This is a genomic window from Vibrio penaeicida (assembly GCF_019977755.1).
GTDB lineage: Bacteria > Pseudomonadota > Gammaproteobacteria > Enterobacterales > Vibrionaceae > Vibrio > Vibrio penaeicida.
Genome location: NZ_AP025144.1, coordinates 1,794,023 through 1,816,797 on the forward strand (window position 1 = coordinate 1,794,023; position 22,775 = coordinate 1,816,797).

Here is a 22,775-nt window from a genome sequence, read left to right on the forward strand (position 1 = left end):
GCATATTTAGAGGGTGTTATGCCAAAAATAGGAATGCCAGAAATAAGGAAGCCACAGCTAATAGACGCGACTATGACGGTTATCGACCGCGTAGGAATGCAAAGTGCCAGTGTCGCCTTAATTAGTGAAGCGGCAGGCGTATCCCCAGCAATAATAAATCACTACTTTGGTGGCAAAAATGGTCTGCTTGAAGCCACTATGCGCCAAGTACTTCAGCTGCTAGCAGAAGGAGTCAAAGAGCGCCTTTCGGATATTCATGAAAGTGATGTTCTGGGAAGAGTTATGGCGATTGTGGGTGGAAATTTCGACCATAGGCAGGTCGAGAGACGAATAGTGAAAACGTGGTTAGCCTTCTGGCCTCATGCAATGCATAACCCCATGCTTTTCCGTTTGCAAAGAATAAACGAGCAACGTCTGGTTTCTCATTTAGTTTATGAGCTTAAAAAAGTGCTACCAAAAGAAAAAGCAAAAATGGTTGCCATGACTACCGCTTCATTGATTGACGGAATTTGGCTTAGAGGGGCATTAAACCCAAAAGGTATCGATGCTGAATTTGCACAACAATTAATTACAGAATATCTATTTAGCCAATTACCTGAAGCGTTATTAACAGACAAACAGTTTTTTACGCACACCAAGAAAGGAACACTTCAATGAGCGAAATAAGTGGCGATTTAAAACAACTTTTTATAGGTGGGGAGTATGTTGACGCGACGTCTAAAGAACGCTTTACATCCATTAACCCTGCGAATGGAGAGATCGTCTGTGAAATCCAACAAGCGTCCATTGAAGATGTAGACAATGCCGTCTCTGCGGCAAAAGAGGGTGGGAAGGTTTGGGCAAGGTATTCGTCAATAGAACGAAGCCGGATTCTCCGACAAGCAGCGGAATACCTACGTGAATGGAACGATGAAATAGCGTTAACTGAGGTAATCGATACTGGGAAACCCATACAGGAAGCGCTGGAAGTTGATATTCAGACTGGTGCGGACGTTATTGAATATTACGCTGGGTTAGTCCTTGGTCTTCAAGGGGTTCAGCAACCACTGTCTGATAGCCAGTTTTTTTACACGCGACGTGAGCCATTAGGCGTGTGTGCTGGCATTGGCGCATGGAATTATCCCATTCAAATCGCTTGTTGGAAGACTGGACCCGCCTTAGCCGCTGGTAACTCAATGATTTTTAAACCTTCTGAAGAGACACCACTGTCAATCTACTACTTGGCAGAAGCACTTAAAAAAGCCGGCTTACCTGATGGCGTTTTCAACATTGTGCAGGGTGATTATCGTGTTGGGCAATATCTCACACGTCATTCTGGAATCGAAAAAGTATCGTTTACCGGAGAGTGCGGTACTGGTCGTAAAGTCATGCAAGATGCGGCCAGCACGTTAAAAGAAGTCACGATGGAGCTTGGGGGCAAGTCTCCACTCATGATTTTTGATGATGCAGATATTGATAATGCGGTGATTGGTGCGTTGTTAGCCAACTTTTACACGCAGGGAGAAGTTTGCACCAACGGCACTCGCGTTTTTGTTCAGTCAGGCGTATATGACGAGTTTCTGCGTAAAGTGAAATTGAAAACAGAGCAGCTGGTTGTTGGGGAGCCAAGATTACTGAGCACACAAGTCGGGGCTTTGATCAACGAAAACCACCTTAATAAGGTGTTGCGTTATATCGATCTTGCCAGTCAATCGGGCGCGAAATTGCTTTGTGGTGGACGGCGACATGTCTCACTAGAAACAGAGAACGGATACTTTGTCGAGCCAACAGTTTTCTTTGACTGCACTGACGATATGCCAAATGTCGTTGATGAGATATTTGGCCCAGTCATGTCTGTTTTAAAGTTTGACTCTGAGAGCGAAGTTATTGAGCGCGCTAACTGTACTGAATTTGGATTGGCAGCAGGGGTATTTACTAAAGACGTGTCCAGAGCACACCGAGTGATCGCAAAAATAGAGGCGGGTATTTGTTGGATAAATACGTGGGGAGCATCACCAGCGGAAATGCCTGTTGGCGGTTACAAGCAGTCAGGAATTGGTCGGGAAAACGGGCCAGAAACATTAAACCAATATACGCAAGTGAAAAGCGTGTATGTAGAGCTTGGCGATATAGAAAGCCCGTATTAAAGGGTTAATAAGTCTCAATGAGATAGGGAATAGTAAGGGAATAACTATGGATCATCGCACCGATTACATTGTTGTAGGCGCAGGTTCAGCAGGATGCGTATTAGCGAATAGATTAACTGAAGATGGCGATTTCAGCGTATTGCTTCTTGAAGCCGGAAGAAAGGACGATACATGGAAAATTCATATGCCTGCGGGGCTCGTCTACAACTTAGAAGATGACAAATACAATTGGTTTTACAAAACCGAACCTCAAGCGCATATGAACAACAGACAAATGTACTGGCCGAGAGGGAAATGTTGGGGTGGAGGTTCTGCGCTCAATGCAATGGTCTACATTAGAGGTCACGCTTTAGATTACGACCGTTGGGAAAGTGAAGGCGCGAAAGGGTGGTCTTATGAAGATGTATTACCCTACTTCAAAAGGGCGGAAAGCCGGAAGGTTGGAGGAGATGCCTATCGAGGTCATAACGGTCCGTTAAGGGTACATACGGGCGATTTTCCAAATCCATTGTTTGATGTTTTTGTTGAGGCGGGTGTCCAAGCTGGTTACCCCAAGACAACAGATATGAACGGTTATCAGCAAGAAGGTTTTGGCGTTATGGATATGACGATTCATAACGGAAAACGCGAAAGCACAGCACAAGCATACTTAAGACCCGTATTGCAGCGAGAAAATTTGCAAACTGAAGTGAGGGCGATGACGACACGAATCCTATTCGATGGAACGAAAGCGATTGGTGTTGAATATGTGCAAGGTGGCAAGACCAAAAGAGCCTACGCAAACAAAGAAGTGATCCTCTCAGGTGGTGCTATAAATTCGCCTCAACTGCTTATGTTATCGGGTATTGGTGATGAAAAAGAATTGGCCAAGCACGGTATCGATTCGGTTGTGCACAGCCCCGGTGTGGGAAAAAACTTACAAGACCATCTAGAAGTTTACGTTCAGCAAGAATGCGTTCAACCGATCACGCTCTATAAATCCACCAATCCAGTAAATCAAGTGATGTGGGGAGCCGAATGGTTTCTTAATAAAACAGGGTGGTGCTCAACGGCTCATTTGGAGTCCGGTGGATTTATTCGAACCGAGGCTGGCGTGAAGCACCCTGATATTCAGTATCACTTTTTGCCTGGGTTAGTAAACGATCATGGCAGAGATCAGGGTGACCGACATGCCTTTCAAGCACACGTTGGAACCATGAGACCTGAAAGCCGAGGTGAAATCACACTTAGATCGGCGGACCCATTTGAGTATCCCATCATTCAACCTAATTACTTAGCCACGGATCGAGACGTATGGGAAATGCGTCAATGCATTACGCTTACGCGAGAAATTTTTGCCCAAGACGCATTCGCTTCTTTTCGAGGAAAGGAAATCAAACCAGGTTTAAACGTTAGAACCGATGCAGAGATAGACGCCTTCATTCGTGAAAAAGGAGACAGCGCCTACCATCCCTCTTGCACCTGCAAAATGGGGGCAGAGGATGATCCGATGGCGGTTGTTGATGAACACGGACGAGTATATGGCGCGGACAATCTCAGAGTGGTCGACGCCTCTATCATGCCGAGCATCATCAGCGGAAATTTGAACGCACCGACCATCATGATGGCAGAGAAACTGTCCGATTCCATCTTAGGCAAAGGATTTATCTCCCCGATTTCAAATATCGATGTTTGGATTCACCCAGAGTATCAAGTGAAACAAAGATAGGGTTTATAGATTCAACGTTTGGGGCGTTAACACCGCGTTGGGTCGAAGAAAGTCATCACAACAAGGAGAAAGTTATGAAGGCAACTATTGGTAAGCAAATAGGGAAATATGCACTGGCATTGACGGCATTGTTGAGCTCTTCAGCGATGGCCAACCAATGCCATCTTGTCCGCTTTGCAGATGTCGGGTGGACAGACATCACTTCGACCACAGCGATTACCTCAGAAGTACTAGAGGGCTTAGGTTACGAAACAAGCACACAGCTTCTATCTGTCCCCGTTACATATAACTCGTTAGCCAATAACGACATTGACGTGTTTTTGGGTAACTGGATGCCAACCATGGCGTCAGATGTTGAAAAGTACATGTCTGAAGGCAGTGTGGACATGGTAAAGGTTAACTTAACGGGCGCAAAATATACTCTTGCGGTGAATAAAGCTGCGTTTGATGCAGGCATCAAGAACTTCTCTGACATTGCCAAATACAAACGAGAACTCAAAGGCAAAATCTACGGGATAGAGCCGGGGAATGATGGAAACCGCCTGATTCAAAAAATGATCGATACCGATGCGTATGGATTGAAAGGGTTCAGCCTAGTTGAATCGAGCGAAGCAGGCATGCTTTCTCAAGTTGCACGCAGCATCCGAAGAGATCAATGGATAGTGTTCCTTGGCTGGGCTCCACACCCAATGAACAGCAACTTTGAAATCGATTATCTAGATGGTGGTGATGACTATTTTGGTCCTAATTTTGGCGGCGCGGTGGTCCACACCAATGTACGTCATGGTTACATTCGAGAGTGCCCAAATGTCGGAACCCTCCTGACCAATATTGAATTTAGCTTGGACATGGAAAACGAAGTCATGGGCGCAATACTCGATAAGGGAGAAGACCCTAGAAAAGCAGCTCGTGAATGGTTACAGGCAAATCCGAGTGTATTGGATACGTGGCTAAAAGGTGTCTCCACCAAAGACGGGACAGTCGGGTTAGCCGCAGTTAAAGCACATCTGAACATATAACAAATAACAATGAACAGCATGGTAGGAAGGCAGGCGTTTAGCTTTATCTTCCCTCCATCTGTCTATGGATAGCGATGTAGTGTAATGAATTGGTTTATCGAAAATAAAATACCGTTAGGGTCTTGGATTGAAGCATTTGTTGATTGGTTAATCGGTCACGCATCAGGCTTTTTTGATGCGATTGCATTCAGTCTGGAATGGATGATTTTACTTGTTGTCGAACTTTTCCAGTGGTTTCCGCCGTGGTTCTTAATTGCTTTTACCGCTGGCTTAGCGTTTGCCTTACATAGAAGCATCGGTATGTCTGTCTTCATCATTTTCGCGCTTCTGCTCATATTAAATTTGGGCTACTGGCCAGAAATGATAGAAACGTTCGTATTGGTTTTCTCGGCAACGGCTTTATGTGTCGTCGTCGGGGTTCCGATTGGTATTCTTGCCGCCCACAAGCCGTGGCTATATGTAGGTCTACGACCAATATTGGACTTAATGCAGACCATTCCCACCTTTGTGTACTTAATCCCCACACTCATATTGTTTGGCTTAGGCGTTGTTCCTGGGCTTATTTCAACCATTATCTTTGCTATAGCCGCACCTATTCGACTGACATATCTCGGTATCATTCGCGTCCCTGAAGAATTGTTAGAAGCGGGTAAAGCATTTGGTGCAAATCGTAGGCAGCTACTATTTAAAGTTGAATTACCGGCGGCGTTACCCACCATCATGGCCGGAATTACTCAGTGCATCATGTTATCGCTATCTATGGTGGTTATTGCTGCGCTAGTTGGCGCTGACGGATTAGGAAAACCCGTAATTCGGGCGCTAAACACAGTAAACATTTCTCAAGGTTTCGAGGCTGGGTTAGCCATCGTTTTGGTCGCGATTATTTTAGACCGTCTATGCAAGCAGCCAAAAAGCGTTACTGGCGGCAGAGAAGAGGGATAAACAATGGCATCAGTCACTATTAAAAATCTGGACATCATTTTTGGTCAAAACGATCTCGATAGAACCTTAGAAATGCTAGACCAAGGAAAAACGCGACAAGAAATCTCAAACGAAACTGGGGATATTGTGGGCGTACACAATGCCAGTTTGGAAGTTAAAGAAGGCGAAATCTGCGTTCTTATGGGGCTTTCAGGATCTGGGAAGTCCAGTTTACTACGCGCAATAAATGGTCTGAATACAACGACTCGCGGCGAGCTTGTTGTTGAATACGACGGTGAACAAACCGATATTGCTACTTGCGATAGAGATACGCTCAGAACCATTCGTGCTAACTGTGTATCCATGGTTTTCCAAAAATTTGCATTAATGCCTTGGTTAACGGTTGTTGAAAACGTGGCATTTGGACTGGAAATGAAAGGCATCGCTAAAGGGGTTCGTATCTCTAAAGCGATGGAACAACTCGAGATGGTTGGGCTGGCAGAGTGGTCCGAAAAATATCCGCATGAGTTATCCGGTGGAATGCAGCAGCGAGTGGGTTTAGCTCGCGCTTTCTCAATGGACGCTGATGTCCTGCTGATGGACGAACCTTTCTCTGCGCTCGATCCTCTTATTCGGAACCAACTCCAAGATGAATTGTTAGAACTCCAAACGCGCCTAAAGAAAACCATCATTTTTGTCAGCCATGATTTGGATGAAGCGCTAAAACTGGGCACTAACATCGCCATTATGGAATCGGCTCGGATTATTCAGCAAGGCAAACCAGAAGATATCGTGTTGCGTCCATCCACCGAATATGTCCGTGAGTTCGTTGCTCACACCAACCCTTTAAATGTTCTTTGTGGTGAGTCGTTAATGACGCCGGCAAAAGAGCTCGCAGTTAATGATGATCGGTATTACCTCGATCACGAGAAAAGAAGCTGGGTTACGGTGTCACTAAAAGGAGAGGTTATGTCCGCCGGCAGTCAACATGCGGGGGATATTCATCTACTGAAGTGGAATCAGGAAGTCGATATCGAAGCGTTGTCGGTCGAGAGTCTCGTTGTTGCAAGTCCAAGCATCACAATGAGAGAAGCACTAGAAATACGTTATCGAACGGGTCGTCCAATCGTTATAGAAGAGAATGGACGTATTTGTGGCGTGCTGTCAGACAAAGACTTCTATCACGCTTTGCTGGGAAAACATTTCAGCCAAGTGTCCGAAGGATAATAAGACAATACAACCACCAACGTTAAACACAGAGTGATTAGAAAGGAGTCGCACCATGACCGTGATCGATGAGAATCCAGTTAACCTAAGCCCAGTCAACACTCAAACTTGGGTTAATGGTCGTCATATGGTTCGTTGTGTAAAAGTGATTCAAGAAACGCATGATGTGAAAACATTCTGTTTCATGAGTCAGAGCCCTATTATGTTCTTTTTCAAACCGGGTCAATTTGTCACGCTAGAGCTTGAAATAGACGAAGAACAAGTGATGAGAAGCTATACGATCTCGTCTTCTCCGTCTGTACCTTATAGCTTTTCAATAACAGTAAAGCGCGTGAAAGGTGGGAAAGTTTCTAATTGGCTGCACGATAATATGATGGTGGAAAGCGAGCTAGCGGTTCACGGACCGGTAGGTAACTTTAACTGTATTGATCAAACCGCAGATAAGGTGCTGCTATTGTCCGGTGGCGTTGGTGTGACTCCCTTAATGTCGATGGCACGTTGGTGGTTTGATACTAACGGCAATGTAGATATGAAGTTTGTCCACAGCGCGCAGACTCCGAAAGACATCATTTATCACCGCGAACTGGAATTTATGGATTCGCGGATCGATAACTTTGAATTGGCGATAATTTGTGAAAGGCAAAACATTGGCGATAGCTGGATGGGATTTCGTGGCTATTTATCCAAGGAAACTCTCCAATTGATTGCCCCCGATTTTCAGGACAGATACGTGTTTTGTTGTGGACCTACACCTTACATGAATGCGGTAAAAAAGATCCTTCAAGTACTGAATTTTCCAATGGAAAACTATTTCGAAGAAAGCTTTGGTGCGCCACCGGAAGAAGCCAAAGAAGAGGCATTAGAATCGGCTGAGCATGCTTTGCTTCAACCGGATGATACCAATCTATTTGAAGTCTTATTTGAGGATGCAGATAGAAGCGCCAAGATTACCGCAGAAGATACATTGTTATCCGCGGCCTCGAAAGCTGGGCTACATATCCCAAAAGCCTGTGGAATGGGGATCTGCGGTACATGTAAAGTCAAATTGGTTTCAGGTGAAGTGGAAATGAATCACAACGGCGGGATTACGGAAGATGACGAGAATGATGGATACATTCTGAGTTGTTGTTCCACACCGAAGAGCCATGTCGTTATCAAAACATAATTTGTTTGACCGAGTATTTGTTTAACTGAGTATTTGTGTGACCGAGCATTAATCGACACTTGTATAAACTAACTTCGTTGACACGCGAAATTACAGGGATGTTCATTAAGCTACGCTTTGTCGGGAAGCCATTGGTCATTAGGTTAGCTGCGCTAACCTTTTTTTATGCCCACCAATTAAGACTTTTAGTCCGCAGAAATTCAGTCGTTTTTGGCGTCGTAAATAGAATAATTGTCGACGTAAAAAAGCATCATCCCCAACCCTGTGCTCGCTAGTATCAACCCATACAAACAATCCGCGCAAAACCCGCGTGGAAAAAAGCCTCAGCTCGAAAAATTAGACTTTCCCTGAGTGCGATGAATGATTTGAATGGAGAGAAAGCATGTTCAACCGTAAGGATACTGTGAAAGGGTTTGACGATGAGATTTGGAACGCGATAGAAGCCGAAACGGACCGTCAGCACCACCACGTGGAATTGATCGCATCAGAAAACTACACCAGTCAAAGGGTGATGGAAGCGCAAGGCACACAACTCACTAATAAATACGCCGAAGGCTACCCTGCAAAACGCTATTACGGTGGCTGTGAACATGTAGACGTCGTGGAATCCATTGCGATTGAACGAGCAAAGCAGCTCTTTGGAGCGGACTACGCGAACGTACAGCCACACTCTGGCTCTCAAGCGAATTCAGCCGTTTACATGGCGCTGTTAAACCCAGGTGACACCGTATTGGGGATGAGCCTCGCTCATGGCGGGCATTTAACCCATGGCGCGAAAGTCAGTTTTTCTGGTAAACAATATCACTCCGTTCAATATGGCTTAAACGAAGAAACAGGTGAAATTGACTACGACCAAGTTCAAGCATTGGCTTCTGAGCATCAACCAAAAATGATCGTTGCAGGCTTTTCCGCTTATTCACGAGTGGTGGACTGGGAAAGATTCCGCAAAATAGCCGATTCGGTAGGCGCGTACTTGATGGTGGACATGGCTCATGTTGCAGGCTTAATCGTCACTGGTGAATACCCGAACCCCGTACCGTTTGCCGATGTCGTCACAACAACTACGCACAAAACATTACGTGGGCCGCGTGGCGGGTTGATCCTTTGCCGTAAAAACGAAGCGCTAGAAAAGAAACTGAATTCAGCGGTTTTTCCCGGTGGGCAAGGTGGCCCGTTAATGCATGTGATTGCGGCTAAAGCCGTCGCCTTCAAAGAAGCGATGTCGGAGGATTTTGCTAGCTACCAACGCCAAGTTGTGAAAAACGCTCTGGTAATGGCAGAGGTTTTTCAGCAACGAGATTACGAAGTGATTTCAGGTGGAACAGACAACCATTTGTTTTTATTAAGCCTAGTAAGCAAAGGTTTAACGGGGAAAGCGGCGGATGAAGCACTAAGCCGAGCCAATATCACTGTGAACAAAAATGCAGTACCGAATGACCCTCAGTCACCATTCGTGACGAGCGGCCTGAGAATAGGAACCCCAGCGGTTACAACGCGAGGCTTTAAAGAGCAAGAAGTGGCACTACTGGCAAACTGGATATGCGACATTCTCGATAATATCGAGTCCGATGTTGTCGTCCAAGAAGTGAAAGAGCAGGTAGAAAAGCTTTGTTCTGAGCATCCGGTTTATCGCTAGCAAAGGCGATTCAATAGGTACGGCATTATGGCAATCAGTATATTCGACATGTTTAAGATAGGTGTGGGACCGTCCAGCTCCCATACCGTGGGACCGATGAAAGCGGCCAACATGTTTGTGGAGGAACTCGCGCAGCAAAACGTCATCGATTCAGTGGAAGAGATCCAATGTGAGTTGTTCGGATCATTAGGTGCAACAGGGAAAGGGCACAGTACCGATACGGCCGTGAAAATTGGTTTAGAGGGCTACACACCAGAGTTGGTTCAATCGGAAGAAATTGAGGCTCGTATTCGTTCTATTACTGCAACCGAGTTGATTTTTCTAAACCAAGACAAATGGATTCGTTTTTTTGAAGAAAAACATATGCTTTTCAAAGGTGAGGAGATCTTGCCTGGGCACTCTAACGCGATGACGCTAACAGCCAGCAACGCGGAAGGCACCGTTATTAATAGCAAGACCTATTACTCCGTTGGCGGTGGGTTTGTTATTGAGCAAGGGAAAGAAAACTCGGTTTTCAACGTTCAAGCTGCACCTATTCCATACCCGTTTAATACAGCAGAACAGCTGCTTACCATCTGCAATAAAACTGGGCACCCGATACATAAAATTATGCTCGCAAACGAATGTGCGTTTCGTGATGAAGTGAGCGTACTGGATGGTATTAATGAAATCTGGGGTGTCATGACAAGTTGCATCGACAGAGGGCTAACCAAAGATGGGATTCTTCCTGGTGGGTTATCGGTTAAGCGGCGCGCACCTCAAATGCATCGCGACCTGTGCGACATGAATCAAGAAACCGGAATTCGGCATCTAGATTCTATGGCGTGGGTAAACCTGTACGCCATATCGGTTAACGAAGAAAACGCAGCCGGTGGCAAAGTAGTAACAGCGCCCACTAACGGCGCAGCAGGCATAATTCCCGCGGTAATTAAATATTACCTAGAGTTTTGCAATGGTAACGAAGCAGGTGTTATTCGGTTTCTTTTGAGTGCTGCAGCTATTGGCATGCTATGCAAAACCAACGCCTCTATCTCAGGTGCAGAAGTTGGGTGCCAAGGCGAAGTGGGGTCGGCATGTGCAATGGCTGCTGCGGGGTTAGCAGAAGCGGTTGGGGCAACCCCCGAGCAAGTTGAAAACGCGGCGGAAATTGGGATGGAACATAACCTAGGCTTAACGTGCGACCCAGTTGGAGGACTTGTTCAAGTACCGTGTATTGAACGCAACGCCATGGCAGCGGTGAAAGCGATTAACGCTGTATCCATGGCGTTGAAAGGTGATGGTAGCCATTTTGTCTCTCTCGATACCGCGATTAAAACCATGAGAGATACTGGAAAAGATATGTTGGATAAGTACAAAGAAACGTCACGTGGTGGCTTAGCCGTCAACGTCATTGAATGTTAGTCAGACACAGTTGTGACTGCGTAGTAGAAAGGAATCAACAATGAGCAAATATTCAGGATTCGGTTTGTTCAAGCATGCTCTTACTTACCATGAAAACTGGCAGCGTGTTTGGCGCAATCCAAAGCCTAAAAAGGCTTACGATGTGATCATCGTAGGCGGTGGTGGTCATGGTTTGGCGACAGCTTATTATCTGGCAAAAAATCACGGAGTAAAAAATATCGCTGTGGTTGAAAAAGGATACTTAGGTGGTGGTAACACAGCACGAAACACCACGATTGTACGTTCAAATTACCTTTGGGATGAAGCGGCAAAGCTGTATGAACATGCTATGAAGCTATGGGAAGGTTTGTCAGTCGATTTGAATTACAACCTAATGTTCAGCCAACGAGGCGTACTGAACTTGGGTCATACCCTTCAAGACATGAGAGATATTGAGAGAAGAGTGAACGCCAATCGCCTAAACGGAATAGACGGCGAGGTGCTTAACCGAGACCAAGTGCAAGAAATGGTGCCCATTCTGGATTGCTCAGACAACGCTCGGTATCCCGTTTTGGGCGCAAGTTGGCAACCGAGAGGCGGTACGGCGCGTCACGATGCCGTTGCATGGGGGTTTGCTCGCGCCGCCGACAAGCTGGGTGTCGATCTTATCCAGCAAACGGAAGTCACCGACATAAGGGTTCAAGATGGTCGTGTCGTTGGCGTGGAAACATCAAACGGATTTATTGGTGCAAACAAGGTTGGTTGCGTGGCATCTGGGAATTCTGGTGTGTTAGCCAATATGGTGGGTTTGTCTCTTCCACTGGAATCTCACCCTCTTCAGGCGATGGTTTCTGAGCCATTGAAACCAGTGCTCGACACCGTTGTGATGTCTAATCATGTCCATGGCTACATGAGCCAATCGGATAAAGGTGATTTGGTCATAGGTGCGGGTATAGACAGCTACTTAGGCTACGGGCAAAGAGGGTCATTTTCGGTAATCGAACACACTATTTCTGCCATTAAGGAAATGTTCCCAATTGTTAGCCGAGTGAGGTTAAACCGTCACTGGGGAGGGATCGTTGATACCTGTCCAGATGCCTGTCCCATTATCAGTAAAACACCGATCAAAGGTTTGTATTTTAACTGCGGTTGGGGAACAGGAGGCTTTAAAGCAACACCAGGGTCGGGGCATGTTTTTGCTCATACAATCGCGTATGACGATCCACATCCATTAGCAAAACCGTTCGCGATGGATCGTTTTGTATCAGGGTATTTGATTGATGAACATGGCGCTGCAGGTGTCGCGCACTAGGAGCTAATTATGTTGCACTTGTATTGTCCTTACTGTCAGGAACATCGTGAAGAAGAAGAGTTTTCTTATGCTGGAGAGGCGCACATCGAGCGCCCACTCGACCCTGCGTCGCTAAGTGATAAAGAATGGGGGGAATACTTATTCCACCGTAAAAATCCGAAAGGGTTGCATCATGAAATGTGGTTCCATGCCACAGGGTGTAGAAAGTTTTTCAACGTAACGCGAGACACGGTCTCATACGAGATTGTTGAAGTCTACGAAATGGGGCAGTCGCCTAAGCAATCTACGTCGGAGGTACAGGAATGACACAGTCCAATCGCACACTATCTGGCGGATTGATAGACAGACACGAACCAATTAATTTTACCTTCAACGGCAAGCAGCTTACTGGCTACGCGGGGGATACCGTCGCATCAGCCTTGTTGGCAAATGGCATCGATATCGTCGGGCGAAGCTTCAAATACGGTCGTGTTCGCGGCATTTTTGGCAGTGGTGCAGAAGAGCCGAATGCCATCTTACAAGTTGGCAGTTCAGCCAGTACGACCATTCCAAACTTAAGAGCAACGCAAACAGAGCTTTATGAAGGCTTAGTGTGCAGCAGTGTGTCAGGTTGGCCAAATATCGATATCGATTTTAAAGCTGGGCTAGGAAAGTTAGCCGGTGGAATGATGCCCCCAGGTTTTTACTACAAAACCTTTATGTATCCTCAATCACTGTGGCCAACGTATGAAAAATACATCCGTAAAGCCGCGGGTTTAGGCAGTACACCAACAGCACCAGATGTCGACGAATACGACAAGATGAACCACCATTGCGATGTCTTGATTGTAGGTGGCGGTTTTGCGGGTTTGACCGCAGCCAAAAAACTGGTCGGGCAAGGGCTCAGAATCATCTTGGTAGACGAACAACACCAACTCGGTGGCGCACTCTTGTCTTCCAACACCAAAATCAACGGGCTCACGTCGTCTGACTGGATTGATGAGACGATAATCGAACTCAGTAAAGACAGTAAGTGCATGATCCTAAGCCGCAGCACGGCATTTGGTTACTACGACCAAAATTTTGTCGGGGTAGTGGAAAGACGCACCGATCATCTTGGTGAAAATGTTGAAGGTCCACGTCAGCGACTTCATCGTATTCGTGCAAAAAAGGTCGTTTTGGCTTCCGGTGCGATTGAGCGCCCGTTAGTGTATGGCAACAATGACCTGCCGGGTAACATGCTTGCCGGTGCCGTAGCAACCTATGTGCGCCAGTATGGGGTCGTACCGGGTGATGCACTTTTGCTAATGACAACCAATGACGGTGCATACGAAATAGCAAAAGCGTGGGTAGAAGCCGGTAAGCAGGTCGTTGCCATTGTTGATTCACGAAAACAAGTCGCTGCACATCTCATGGATTGGGCGATTGAGCAGGGCATTTCTGTTTTTGAAGGCTCGTGTGTGATTCAAGCATGCGGAAACAAACGAGTAAAAAGTGCCAAAGTCGCGCCGATTAACGAAGCGGGCGATAAGGTGATAGGTAACGTGGTTGAAGTGAGCTGCGATACCATTGCCAGTTCGGGGGGATGGAGCCCAGCAGTTCATTTGTCTTGTCACACAGGCTCCAAACCCGTTTGGTGTGAAGACAGTTTGGGTTTTGTTCCGGGTAAAACGGTACAAGACCAAACCTGTATTGGCGGTGTTAATGGGGTATACAGCCTAAACGCCATTGCCGATCAAGCGATTGCCGAAGTCCAAAGCCTTCTTAGCTCTCTTGGCGTTAAACCAAATCAAGATTTAGGAGAGTTTCCAGCAATAGAAGAGCCCATTATGAGCGATTCAATGGAACTCTACTTATGTCCTCATGAGCGCTCTATTAGCCGTGCACCAAAGCAGTTTGTCGATTTCCAAAACGACGTGACGGCGGCAGGGATTGTGCTGGCAACCCGAGAAGGTTTTGAGAGCATAGAGCACATCAAGCGTTATACCGCTATGGGTTTTGGAACTGACCAAGGTAAAACTGGCAACATCAATGGTATGGCAATTGCCGCGAAGGCGATGGGAAAAACCATCGCAGAAACAGGCACCACTATTTTCCGACCCATGTACACACCTGTCACTTTCGGTGCGTTAGCGGGGCGGGATGCGGGGCATTTGTTTGATCCTGCTCGCTTTACTTCCATGCATAAATGGCACATTGAGCATGGTGCGCTCTTTGAAAATGTTGGCCAATGGAAGCGCCCTTGGTATTACCCAAAAGGTAATGAAACCATGCAGGAATCCCTGAACCGAGAATGCTTAGCTACGCGAAACAGTGTTGGGATCTTGGATGCCTCAACGCTGGGTAAAATCGACATTCAGGGTGCCGATGCGCGTGAGTTTCTCAATCGAATTTACACCAACCCTTGGAGCCAACTTGCGCCCGGAAAGTGCCGATATGGCGTGATGTGCAAAGAAGATGGGATGATTTTCGACGACGGTGTGACCTCTTGCATCAACGATAATCACTTCATTATGACTACTACCTCGGGGGGCGCTGCGGCGGTTTTGCAATGGTTAGAGTTGTGGCAACAAACCGAATGGCCAGAACTCAATGTGTATTTCACCAGCGTTACAGATCACTGGTCGACGATGACGATATCTGGTCCAAATAGTCGCAAACTGCTCGAAAAAATAGCGCCAGATTGGGATGTCTCGAACGAATCTTTCCCATACATGACGTGGCAGAGTGGCGAAGTTGCCGGCGTGAAAGCGCGTATTTTCCGAATCAGTTTTACTGGGGAGCTCTCTTTCGAAATTAACGTGCAAGCCAATTACGGATCTTACGTTTGGGAAACGATTATGGAAGCAGGGAGAGAGTTCGATATCACTCCGTACGGAACCGAAACCATGCACATTCTACGTGCGGAAAAAGGCTTTATCATCGCTGGACAAGATACGGACGGCTCGGTTACACCTCAGGATATGGACATGAATTGGATTGTCGGTAAGAAAAAGGCATTCAGTTACATTGGCAAGCGTTCATGGGAGCGGGAAGATACATCTCGTACCGATAGGAAGCAATTTGTTGGTCTTCGTTGTAAAGATAGCCAAGCCGTTATACCTGAGGGGGCACAAGCGGTACTTGACCCTAAAGAACCGGTTCCGATGACGATGATCGGTCACGTGACCTCAAGTTACTACAGCGCATGTTTAGGGCACTCCATTGCTCTGGGGATGATCAAAAATGGGTTAGCCATGTTAGGCGAGTCGGTTTATTTTCCGTTAGCCGATGGCAGGGTTTTAGAGGCTGAGATCACCAGTTCTGTATTTTATGATCCAAAGGGAGAGCGCCAAAATGTCGAATAATGAAATGAAATTTGCCCCTAGAATGAATTCTCCGTTGCAACACGTCGCGCTTTCAGCAGAGGCGAATTTGAATGAAGGGAATGGCGTCGAAATTCGGGAGTTGGCAGCACTGACTCATATCATTGTTCGTGGAAACGGCTATGATCCTGAATTTGTATTAGGTATTCAAAATGCGGTTGGATTGACATTACCTCGCACTGCTTGCCAATCAAAAACAGATGGTGAGACCAGCATTTATTGGATGTCACCCGATGAATGGCTTATTGTCTCTAAGGAGAAATCATACATCGTTTTAAAGGCAGATCTGAGAAACGAATTGAACGGGCACTTTTCTGTGGTTGATGTGAGTGGCGCACAAACGGTGATACGCCTGAGTGGGAAGCACACTCTGGATGTTATTAAAAAGTCGTGCCCTTACGACACCGATTTAGAATCGTTTCCTGTTGGCAAAGTCGTCGGCACCGTGTTTGCGAAAAGCTCCGTGCACATGATTCGACGCGACGAGCATCAAGTAGATTTAATCGTACGTAGAAGCTTTGCAGACTATCTGTGTTTATGGTTGCAAGATGCCTCTAAAGAATATGGTTTTTCTTTAAACGTCGGTGTTTAGTCGCCGATTGAACCTAACCGCCGACATACCGAAGGGGAATGGCATGACACAGCACTATATTCTTACCGCTAGCTGCCCAAGCCGACAGGGAACGGTTGATGTTGTCACTCGCTTCTTGTACGAGTGGAATGCTTACATCAGCGAATTGAGCTCATTTGACGATGAGGTATCAGGGCGGTTTTTCATCCGTGTGGATTTTCGAATGATGGAAGGCGCGAGCTTCGATTCAGAACAATTCACAAAAGAACTCAATGTTAGAGGGAGCAAGTTCGATTTAGAGTGGGAAGTCTCTAACGCCAACCATAAAACCAAAGTGGTGATTATGGTGTCCAAGTACGACCATTGTTTGAACGACTTGCTCTATCGCTACCGCACCGGAAACCTAAATGTAGAAGTGGGTGCTATTGTCTCCAACCATCCCGATTTGAAACCGCTTGCTGAGTGGCATGGTATCCCGTATTACCACTTCCCAATTTCGAAAGAAACCAAATTGGAGCAAGAAGCAAAAGTGGAACAAATCATGGAGGAATATGGATGCGAGCTATTGATCTTGGCGCGTTACATGCAAGTTCTATCGAACGGGTTTTGTAAGCGTTTGGAAGGTAAAGCCATCAATATTCATCATTCTATTCTGCCAGGCTTTAAAGGCGCGAGACCCTATCATCAGGCCTATGAAAAAGGGGTAAAACTGTTAGGCGCGACGGCTCACTATGTGAGTGATGAACTGGATGAAGGTCCGATCATTACTCAAGGCATGGAAGTGGTGAATCACAGCTTTTACCCAGAGGATTTAGCCAAGAAAGGGATGGACGTTGAATCACTGACGCTCGCCAAAGCAGTTCAACTGCATATTCAAAAGCGCGTGTTCCTTTACCGCAATAAAACCATCGTATTCGAGCAATAGTTCGTTTGTTCAAGTAACAGTGCCTATCTTTGAAAAGCAGATTTAGCCCCTATTGAATAGGGGCTTTCTGTTTTGTTAGGCAAACGTAAAGCGAGAGCGTTAATTTTTAGCAGTCTAAATTTTCAAGATTCTTAACATGTCTCAAACAGTCGATTTAGCGTCTTATATGGACATGTTTACTCACACATAAACCGATTAACTGGAAAGGGGCTCACTGGTTTTCTCGTACCGACTTTCTTGTACCTGTCGATGAGAAGCGAACTGAGCAGCAAATCAAATTGAATAGGGATATGGAATTTATGTGTGGAAATCATGGAAACCGCGGTGTGGTGTACATGGGGGAGAACAGTGTAGAAGTTCAGCCCATTGCTTACCCAGAACTTATGATGGGTAAACGAGCGTGCCAACACGGCGTTATTTTAAAGGTGATCACAACCAATATATGTGGAAGCGATCAACACATGGTTCGCGGGCGAACAACGGCAGAAGCAGGGCTGGTTCTTGGACACGAAATTACGGGGCAAATTATTGAATGTGGACGAGATGTCGAGTTTCTTGAAGTGGGCGATATTGTCTCTGTTCCCTTTAATATTGCTTGTGGCCGATGCCGAAACTGCAAAGAAGGCAATACCGGTATTTGCTTAAACGTAAATCCTGCACGTCCTGGTGCGGCTTACGGCTATGTCGATATGGGCGGCTGGGTTGGTGGGCAATCGGAATACGTTATGGTGCCTTATGCCGACTTCAACTTACTTAAGTTTGATGACCGTGAAGGTGCGTTAGAGAAAATCAAAGATCTCACACTACTGTCGGATATTTTCCCAACTGGCTATCACGGAGCTGTGACGGCAGGGGTTCAACCGGGTTCAACGGTATACATCGCTGGAGCGGGACCTGTTGGGTTGGCGTGTGCCGCTTCTGCTCATTTACTTGGGGCTGCATGCGTGATTGTCGGGGATATGATTCCAGCGCGATTGGAGCAAGCAAGAAGCTTTGGTTGTGAGACGATTGATCTTCGAGAGGAATCTACCGTTCCAGAAATGATAGAGCAGATCCTAGGTGTGCCAGAAGTGGATGCAGCCATTGACTGCGTTGGCTTTGAAGCGAGAAGCCATGGTTGTTCGCATCACAAAGAGCAACCTGCAACGGTTCTTAACACCATGATGGACGTATGCCGTGCTGGTGGCGGTATCGGTATACCGGGTTTGTACGTGACGGGCGATCCTGGGGCAGTCGATGAAGCTGCAAAGATGGGGCAACTCGGTGTACGTATTGGGCTAGGCTGGGCGAAATCGCATTACTTTGTCACGGGTCAATGCCCCGTCATGAAATATCACAGGCAATTAGGGCAAGCGATTCTATGGGATAAAATCGACATAGCCAAAGCCGTTAATGTTCAAGTTATTTCCTTGGATGAAGCACCCGATGGGTATAGCGAGTTCGATGGCGGTGTCGCGAAGAAGTTTGTTATCGATCCACATGGAATGGTTGCATAGAACATCAACCCAAAGTCACAACATAAACGAAGAATAGCGACCTATTGGGTCGCTATTTTTTTTCCAGAGCAAAAGATGACGGCATTCCTAATGTTCTTGTCGCTTTCAAGCCGTTTTTGCGCAAATTGACACGTTAGACTCAAAACCTAAGAGCAACACCTTTAATCAGCATTCCCCTAAACCAGAATGCTTTGTGCGTGCAGCACCTAATACGAGCACGAGCTTAATAAAACTTTGGAGTCGAATATGTCAGACGCGGAAAAGCTACATGAAGCATCCATCATTTTAGATGGACTTGTGATAGCCAAATGGGATAGAGCACTTTTTCAAGACATGGCGAAAGGGGGATTAACCGCCGCCAATTGCACGGTTTCAGTATGGGAAGGGTTTCAAGATACCGTGAACAACATTGCGGAATTTAACACCTTCTTTCAAGAGCACTCTGACTTAATTCGACCCGTAAGAACGACTCAGGATATTCACAAAGCAAAACAAGAAGGGCGGACAGGGATCATATTGGGTTTCCAAAACGTTCACGCTTTTGAAGACCAAATTGGCTATGTCGAAGTGTTTAAGCAACTGGGTGTTGGCATTGCCCAAATGGCGTACAACACACAAAACCTTGTTGGTACAGGGTGCTATGAGCGCGACGGCGGGCTTTCTGGCTTTGGGCATGAAATCGTTCGTGAAATGAACCGCGTTGGTATGATGTGCGATTTGTCTCATGTAGGAAGCCAAACATCAAAAGAGGTCATTCTCGCGTCTGAAAAACCCGTTTGTTATTCACATTGCTTGCCCCTTGGTCTTAAGGATCACCCTCGGAATAAATCGGATGAAGAACTGAAATTCATCGCCGATCACGGTGGCTTTGTCGGTGTAACCATGTTTGCTCCGTTCCTCAAAAACGGCATCAAGTCCACGATTGAAGATTATGTCGAAGCCATCGAGTACATCGTCAACATCGTGGGGGAAGACCACGTCGGTATTGGAACGGACTTTACGCAAGGGCACGACGAACCGTTCTTCGAATGGCTTACTCACGATAAAGGCTACGCTCGTCGTCTCACTCGATTTGGTGAAATTATTAACCCGAAAGGCATTAGAACGATCGGAGAGTTTCCAAACCTTACCGAGGCGTTACTCAACCGAGGTTGGACGCCAAGAAAAGTACAAAAAGTGATGGGTGAAAACTGGGTTAACACTCTCAAAGAAGTTTGGGGCGAATAAGGAGATTAAAAATGGGTACACATGCACCTGAAATGGAAATCAAAGTAGACAGCGAAACAGGCGTTTGGGTGACAGACGCACTTCCGATGCTGTACGTACCGCGACACTTTTTCATCAACAACCACACAGCGATAGCGGAGTCGCTAGGCGACGATATGTACGCGGAGATTTTATACAAAGCCGGTTACCAATCGGCGCATTATTGGTGTGAAAAGGAAGCCGAAAAACATGGGCTTTCTGGTGACGCGGTATTTGAACACTACATGAAGCGCCTTTCCCAGCGAGGCTGGGGGCTGTTCCGCATTGAAAGTTTGGATATTGAGAATGGAACTGCGCGAGTTCGATTGGATCACTCGGCTTTTGTTTACCACTACGGAAAAGTCAATCGCAAAGTGGATTACATGTTTACGGGCTGGTTTGCTGGCGCGATCGATCAAATCGCAGAGAGCTTGGGCTACAACGTCAAAACCAAAGCCACACAGGTTCAAAGCGCGTCCGAAGAAGGCGTTGATTACGGAGTCTTCGTGGTTGAGCCGCTGGGAAGCTAAGTGGAAGTGGTAGAAAAGTAAGTGAAATCGGTAAAAAAGAAGTGAAAGCACTAAAAAATAAAAGCGGTCGGATGTAAACAGTAAGGAAGCAGCGATGTCTCAGTTTGATGCACTATTTCAGCCATTGAATATCAATAACTTAACAATAAGAAACCGTGTTGTGAGCACGGCTCACGCTGAGGTGTACGCCACTGAAGGCGGTATGACCACGGAACGTTACGTTAAGTATTACGAAGAAAAAGCCAAAGGTGGCGTCGGTCTTAGTATTTGCGGTGGTTCCAGTGTCGTCTCCATAGACAGCCCACAAAGCTGGTGGAAATCCGTCAATTTATCCACCGACCGAATCATTCCCCACTTTCAGAATCTTGCCGACGCAGTGCATAAGCACGGTGGTCATATCATGATTCAAATCACCCATATGGGGCGTCGTTCTCGTTGGGATGGTGGAGACTGGACAACGTTAGTCAGCCCAAGTGGGATTCGAGAACCGGTTCACCGCGCAACGTGTAAAACCATTGAACCTGAAGAAATTGAACGCATCATTGGAGACTACGCTCAAGCCGCGAGGCGAGCAAAGGAAGGCGGTCTTGATGGTGTCGAACTCTCGGCTGTACACCAACACCTAATCGATCAATTTTGGAGCCCTCGCGTGAATAAACGAGAAGACGAGTGGGGTGGAAGTTTTGAAAACCGAATGCGTTTCGGGATTCGTGTTCTGGAGGCGATTCGAGAAGAGGTAGGGCGAGACTTTGCAGTTGGCTTAAGAATCTGTGGAGATGAGTTTCACCCCGACGGCTTAACGCACGATGACATGAAAGAAATCGCAACCTACTATGACAAAACGGGCTTGGTCGATTTCTTTGGCGTTATTGGTTCGGGGTGCGACACGCACAACACACTAGCAAACGTGATTCCGAACATGAGTTACCCACCAGAACCTTTTCTGCATCTAGCTGCCGGGATCAAAGAAGTGGTGAACGTGCCAGTTATTCATGCTCAAAACATAAAAGATCCAAACCAAGCGCAGCGAATACTTGAAGCTGGGTATGTGGATTTCGTTGGCATGACACGCGCGCACATTGCTGATCCGCACCTCATTGCAAAAATAAAAATGAATCAAGTGGATCAGATTCGCCAATGTGTGGGCGCAAATTATTGTATCGACCGCCAGTATCAAGGGCTGGACGTGCTTTGTATTCAAAATGCGGCAACCTCTCGTGAGTCCACTATGCCTCATATTATTTCGAAAACAGACGGTGTGATTCGAAAAGTGGTGGTTGTGGGTGGTGGTCCAGCAGGAATGGAAGCTGCACGTGTCTGTGCCGAGCGCGGGCACAATGTCGTGCTACTCGAAAAAGCACCAGAACTTGGTGGTCAAATTACACTGGCAGCGAAGGCACCTCAGCGCGACCAAATTGCAGGTATTACCCGTTGGTATGCGTTAGAGCTGGCGAGGCTTAATGTCGAAATACATTTCGACACTGAAGCGACAGAAGAGATCATTTTAAGCCATAGCCCTGATGTCACTATCCTCGCCGTTGGTGGAACACCTTTCATTGAGCAAAACCCTAAATGGGGCGCGCAAGATGGGTTAGTCATCAGCAGTTGGGACGTACTGAGCGGAGAAATCGAGCCAGGTAAAAATGTGTTGGTTTACGATACGATTTGCGAATTTTCAGGTATGTCTGTCGCCGATTATCTTTCATCCAAAGGATCGCTTGTTGAGTTGGTGACTGACGACATCAAGCCGGGAGCAGCGGTCGGTGGAACCACATTCCCTACCTATTACCGAAGCCTGTATGAAAAAGAAGTCATCATGACACCGGATTTCATACTCGAAGAAGTCTACAAAGAAAACGATAAGCTCATCGCTGTGCTAGAGAACGAGTACACGGGGCAAAAAGAAGAACGCGTCGTCGACCAGATTGTGGTCGAAAATGGGATCAGACCGTCCGAAGAACTCTACTACGCCTTGAAAGCGCAATCGGTTAATAAAGGGCAAATGGATATTCAAGCGCTCTACGATGCGAAGCCACAGCCGTCATTGGAAAAACAAAGCGAAGGCATGCTTTTGTTCCGCATCGGTGACTGTACCGCTCAAAGAAACACACACGCAGCAATATACGATGCGCTCAGACTGTGTAAGGACTTCTGATAACAGATGCAGAAG

At 46.6% G+C, this 22,775-nt stretch carries 18 protein-coding genes; all 18 read left to right on the forward strand.

Going from position 1 to position 22,775, the window contains the following annotated elements:
- The first annotated feature begins 18 nt into the window (after nt 1-18).
- On the forward strand, nt 19-657 hold the full coding sequence (gene betI, locus LDO37_RS08120) for a transcriptional regulator BetI (RefSeq protein WP_126607721.1): 639 nt from the start codon (nt 19-21) through the stop codon (nt 655-657).
- On the forward strand, nt 654-2,126 hold the full coding sequence (gene betB / locus LDO37_RS08125) for a betaine-aldehyde dehydrogenase (RefSeq protein ID WP_126607722.1): 1,473 nt from the start codon (nt 654-656) through the stop codon (nt 2,124-2,126). The genes betI and betB overlap by 4 nt, the downstream gene beginning before the upstream one ends.
- 46 nt (nt 2,127-2,172) lie before the next feature.
- Nucleotides 2,173-3,834, forward strand: coding sequence for a choline dehydrogenase (betA, locus tag LDO37_RS08130; protein WP_126607723.1), 1,662 nt, complete (start codon nt 2,173-2,175; stop codon nt 3,832-3,834).
- Nucleotides 3,835-3,908: 74 nt separating this feature from the next.
- Nucleotides 3,909-4,853: a choline ABC transporter substrate-binding protein gene (locus tag LDO37_RS08135; RefSeq protein WP_126607724.1), complete on the forward strand. Its 945-nt coding sequence runs from the start codon at nt 3,909-3,911 to the stop codon at nt 4,851-4,853.
- Nucleotides 4,854-4,937: 84 nt separating this feature from the next.
- Nucleotides 4,938-5,795, forward strand: coding sequence for a choline ABC transporter permease subunit (gene choW / locus LDO37_RS08140; RefSeq protein WP_126607725.1), 858 nt, complete (start codon nt 4,938-4,940; stop codon nt 5,793-5,795).
- Nucleotides 5,796-5,798: 3 nt separating this feature from the next.
- Nucleotides 5,799-7,001 (forward strand): choline ABC transporter ATP-binding protein, encoded by a 1,203-nt coding sequence (gene choV / locus LDO37_RS08145; protein WP_126607726.1) that lies wholly within the window; start codon nt 5,799-5,801, stop codon nt 6,999-7,001.
- 55 nt (nt 7,002-7,056) lie between these two features.
- Complete coding sequence (locus LDO37_RS08150) at nt 7,057-8,166, forward strand: hybrid-cluster NAD(P)-dependent oxidoreductase (protein WP_126607727.1); 1,110 nt, start codon at nt 7,057-7,059, stop codon at nt 8,164-8,166.
- Between the two features lie 382 nt (nt 8,167-8,548).
- Entirely contained in the window at nt 8,549-9,802 is a 1,254-nt protein-coding gene (gene glyA / locus LDO37_RS08155) for a serine hydroxymethyltransferase (protein ID WP_126607728.1), read from the forward strand.
- Nucleotides 9,803-9,829: 27 nt separating this feature from the next.
- Entirely contained in the window at nt 9,830-11,203 is a 1,374-nt protein-coding gene (locus LDO37_RS08160) for an L-serine ammonia-lyase (RefSeq protein WP_126607729.1), read from the forward strand.
- A gap of 40 nt (nt 11,204-11,243) precedes the next feature.
- A complete protein-coding gene (locus LDO37_RS08165) occupies nt 11,244-12,494 on the forward strand; it encodes a sarcosine oxidase subunit beta family protein (protein ID WP_126607730.1) in 1,251 nt (416 codons plus the stop codon).
- Between the two features lie 9 nt (nt 12,495-12,503).
- Entirely contained in the window at nt 12,504-12,800 is a 297-nt protein-coding gene (locus LDO37_RS08170; RefSeq protein ID WP_126607731.1) for a sarcosine oxidase subunit delta, read from the forward strand.
- A complete protein-coding gene (locus LDO37_RS08175; RefSeq protein ID WP_185829796.1) occupies nt 12,797-15,820 on the forward strand; it encodes a sarcosine oxidase subunit alpha family protein in 3,024 nt (1,007 codons plus the stop codon). Before LDO37_RS08170 ends, LDO37_RS08175 begins: the two co-directional genes overlap by 4 nt.
- Nucleotides 15,810-16,430 carry a sarcosine oxidase subunit gamma gene (locus tag LDO37_RS08180; RefSeq protein WP_185829797.1) on the forward strand — a complete coding sequence of 207 codons (621 nt, stop codon included), beginning with the start codon at nt 15,810-15,812 and terminating at the stop codon, nt 16,428-16,430. The genes LDO37_RS08175 and LDO37_RS08180 overlap by 11 nt, the downstream gene beginning before the upstream one ends.
- Nucleotides 16,431-16,473: 43 nt before the next feature.
- Nucleotides 16,474-17,334 carry a formyltetrahydrofolate deformylase gene (purU, locus tag LDO37_RS08185; RefSeq protein ID WP_126607732.1) on the forward strand — a complete coding sequence of 287 codons (861 nt, stop codon included), beginning with the start codon at nt 16,474-16,476 and terminating at the stop codon, nt 17,332-17,334.
- Nucleotides 17,335-17,633: 299 nt separating this feature from the next.
- Nucleotides 17,634-18,830 carry a formaldehyde dehydrogenase, glutathione-independent gene (gene fdhA, locus LDO37_RS08190; RefSeq protein ID WP_126607733.1) on the forward strand — a complete coding sequence of 399 codons (1,197 nt, stop codon included), beginning with the start codon at nt 17,634-17,636 and terminating at the stop codon, nt 18,828-18,830.
- A gap of 246 nt (nt 18,831-19,076) precedes the next feature.
- The gene (locus LDO37_RS08195) at nt 19,077-20,057 is read left to right on the forward strand and encodes a dipeptidase (protein WP_126607734.1); all 981 of its coding nucleotides are present in this window, start codon (nt 19,077-19,079) and stop codon (nt 20,055-20,057) included.
- Between the two features lie 11 nt (nt 20,058-20,068).
- The gene (locus LDO37_RS08200) at nt 20,069-20,605 is read left to right on the forward strand and encodes a 4-vinyl reductase (protein ID WP_126607735.1); all 537 of its coding nucleotides are present in this window, start codon (nt 20,069-20,071) and stop codon (nt 20,603-20,605) included.
- Between the two features lie 94 nt (nt 20,606-20,699).
- On the forward strand, nt 20,700-22,760 hold the full coding sequence (locus LDO37_RS08205) for an oxidoreductase (RefSeq protein WP_126607736.1): 2,061 nt from the start codon (nt 20,700-20,702) through the stop codon (nt 22,758-22,760).
- Nucleotides 22,761-22,775: the final 15 nt, after the last annotated feature.

Coding starts and splice junctions, on each gene's coding strand:
- betI (WP_126607721.1), top strand. CDS start 19: ATGCCAAAAATAGGAATGCCAGAAATAAGGAAGCCACAGCTAATAGAC.
- betB (WP_126607722.1), top strand. CDS start 654: ATGAGCGAAATAAGTGGCGATTTAAAACAACTTTTTATAGGTGGGGAG.
- betA (WP_126607723.1), top strand. CDS start 2,173: ATGGATCATCGCACCGATTACATTGTTGTAGGCGCAGGTTCAGCAGGA.
- LDO37_RS08135 (WP_126607724.1), top strand. CDS start 3,909: ATGAAGGCAACTATTGGTAAGCAAATAGGGAAATATGCACTGGCATTG.
- choW (WP_126607725.1), top strand. CDS start 4,938: ATGAATTGGTTTATCGAAAATAAAATACCGTTAGGGTCTTGGATTGAA.
- choV (WP_126607726.1), top strand. CDS start 5,799: ATGGCATCAGTCACTATTAAAAATCTGGACATCATTTTTGGTCAAAAC.
- LDO37_RS08150 (WP_126607727.1), top strand. CDS start 7,057: ATGACCGTGATCGATGAGAATCCAGTTAACCTAAGCCCAGTCAACACT.
- glyA (WP_126607728.1), top strand. CDS start 8,549: ATGTTCAACCGTAAGGATACTGTGAAAGGGTTTGACGATGAGATTTGG.
- LDO37_RS08160 (WP_126607729.1), top strand. CDS start 9,830: ATGGCAATCAGTATATTCGACATGTTTAAGATAGGTGTGGGACCGTCC.
- LDO37_RS08165 (WP_126607730.1), top strand. CDS start 11,244: ATGAGCAAATATTCAGGATTCGGTTTGTTCAAGCATGCTCTTACTTAC.
- LDO37_RS08170 (WP_126607731.1), top strand. CDS start 12,504: ATGTTGCACTTGTATTGTCCTTACTGTCAGGAACATCGTGAAGAAGAA.
- LDO37_RS08175 (WP_185829796.1), top strand. CDS start 12,797: ATGACACAGTCCAATCGCACACTATCTGGCGGATTGATAGACAGACAC.
- LDO37_RS08180 (WP_185829797.1), top strand. CDS start 15,810: ATGTCGAATAATGAAATGAAATTTGCCCCTAGAATGAATTCTCCGTTG.
- purU (WP_126607732.1), top strand. CDS start 16,474: ATGACACAGCACTATATTCTTACCGCTAGCTGCCCAAGCCGACAGGGA.
- fdhA (WP_126607733.1), top strand. CDS start 17,634: ATGTGTGGAAATCATGGAAACCGCGGTGTGGTGTACATGGGGGAGAAC.
- LDO37_RS08195 (WP_126607734.1), top strand. CDS start 19,077: ATGTCAGACGCGGAAAAGCTACATGAAGCATCCATCATTTTAGATGGA.
- LDO37_RS08200 (WP_126607735.1), top strand. CDS start 20,069: ATGGGTACACATGCACCTGAAATGGAAATCAAAGTAGACAGCGAAACA.
- LDO37_RS08205 (WP_126607736.1), top strand. CDS start 20,700: ATGTCTCAGTTTGATGCACTATTTCAGCCATTGAATATCAATAACTTA.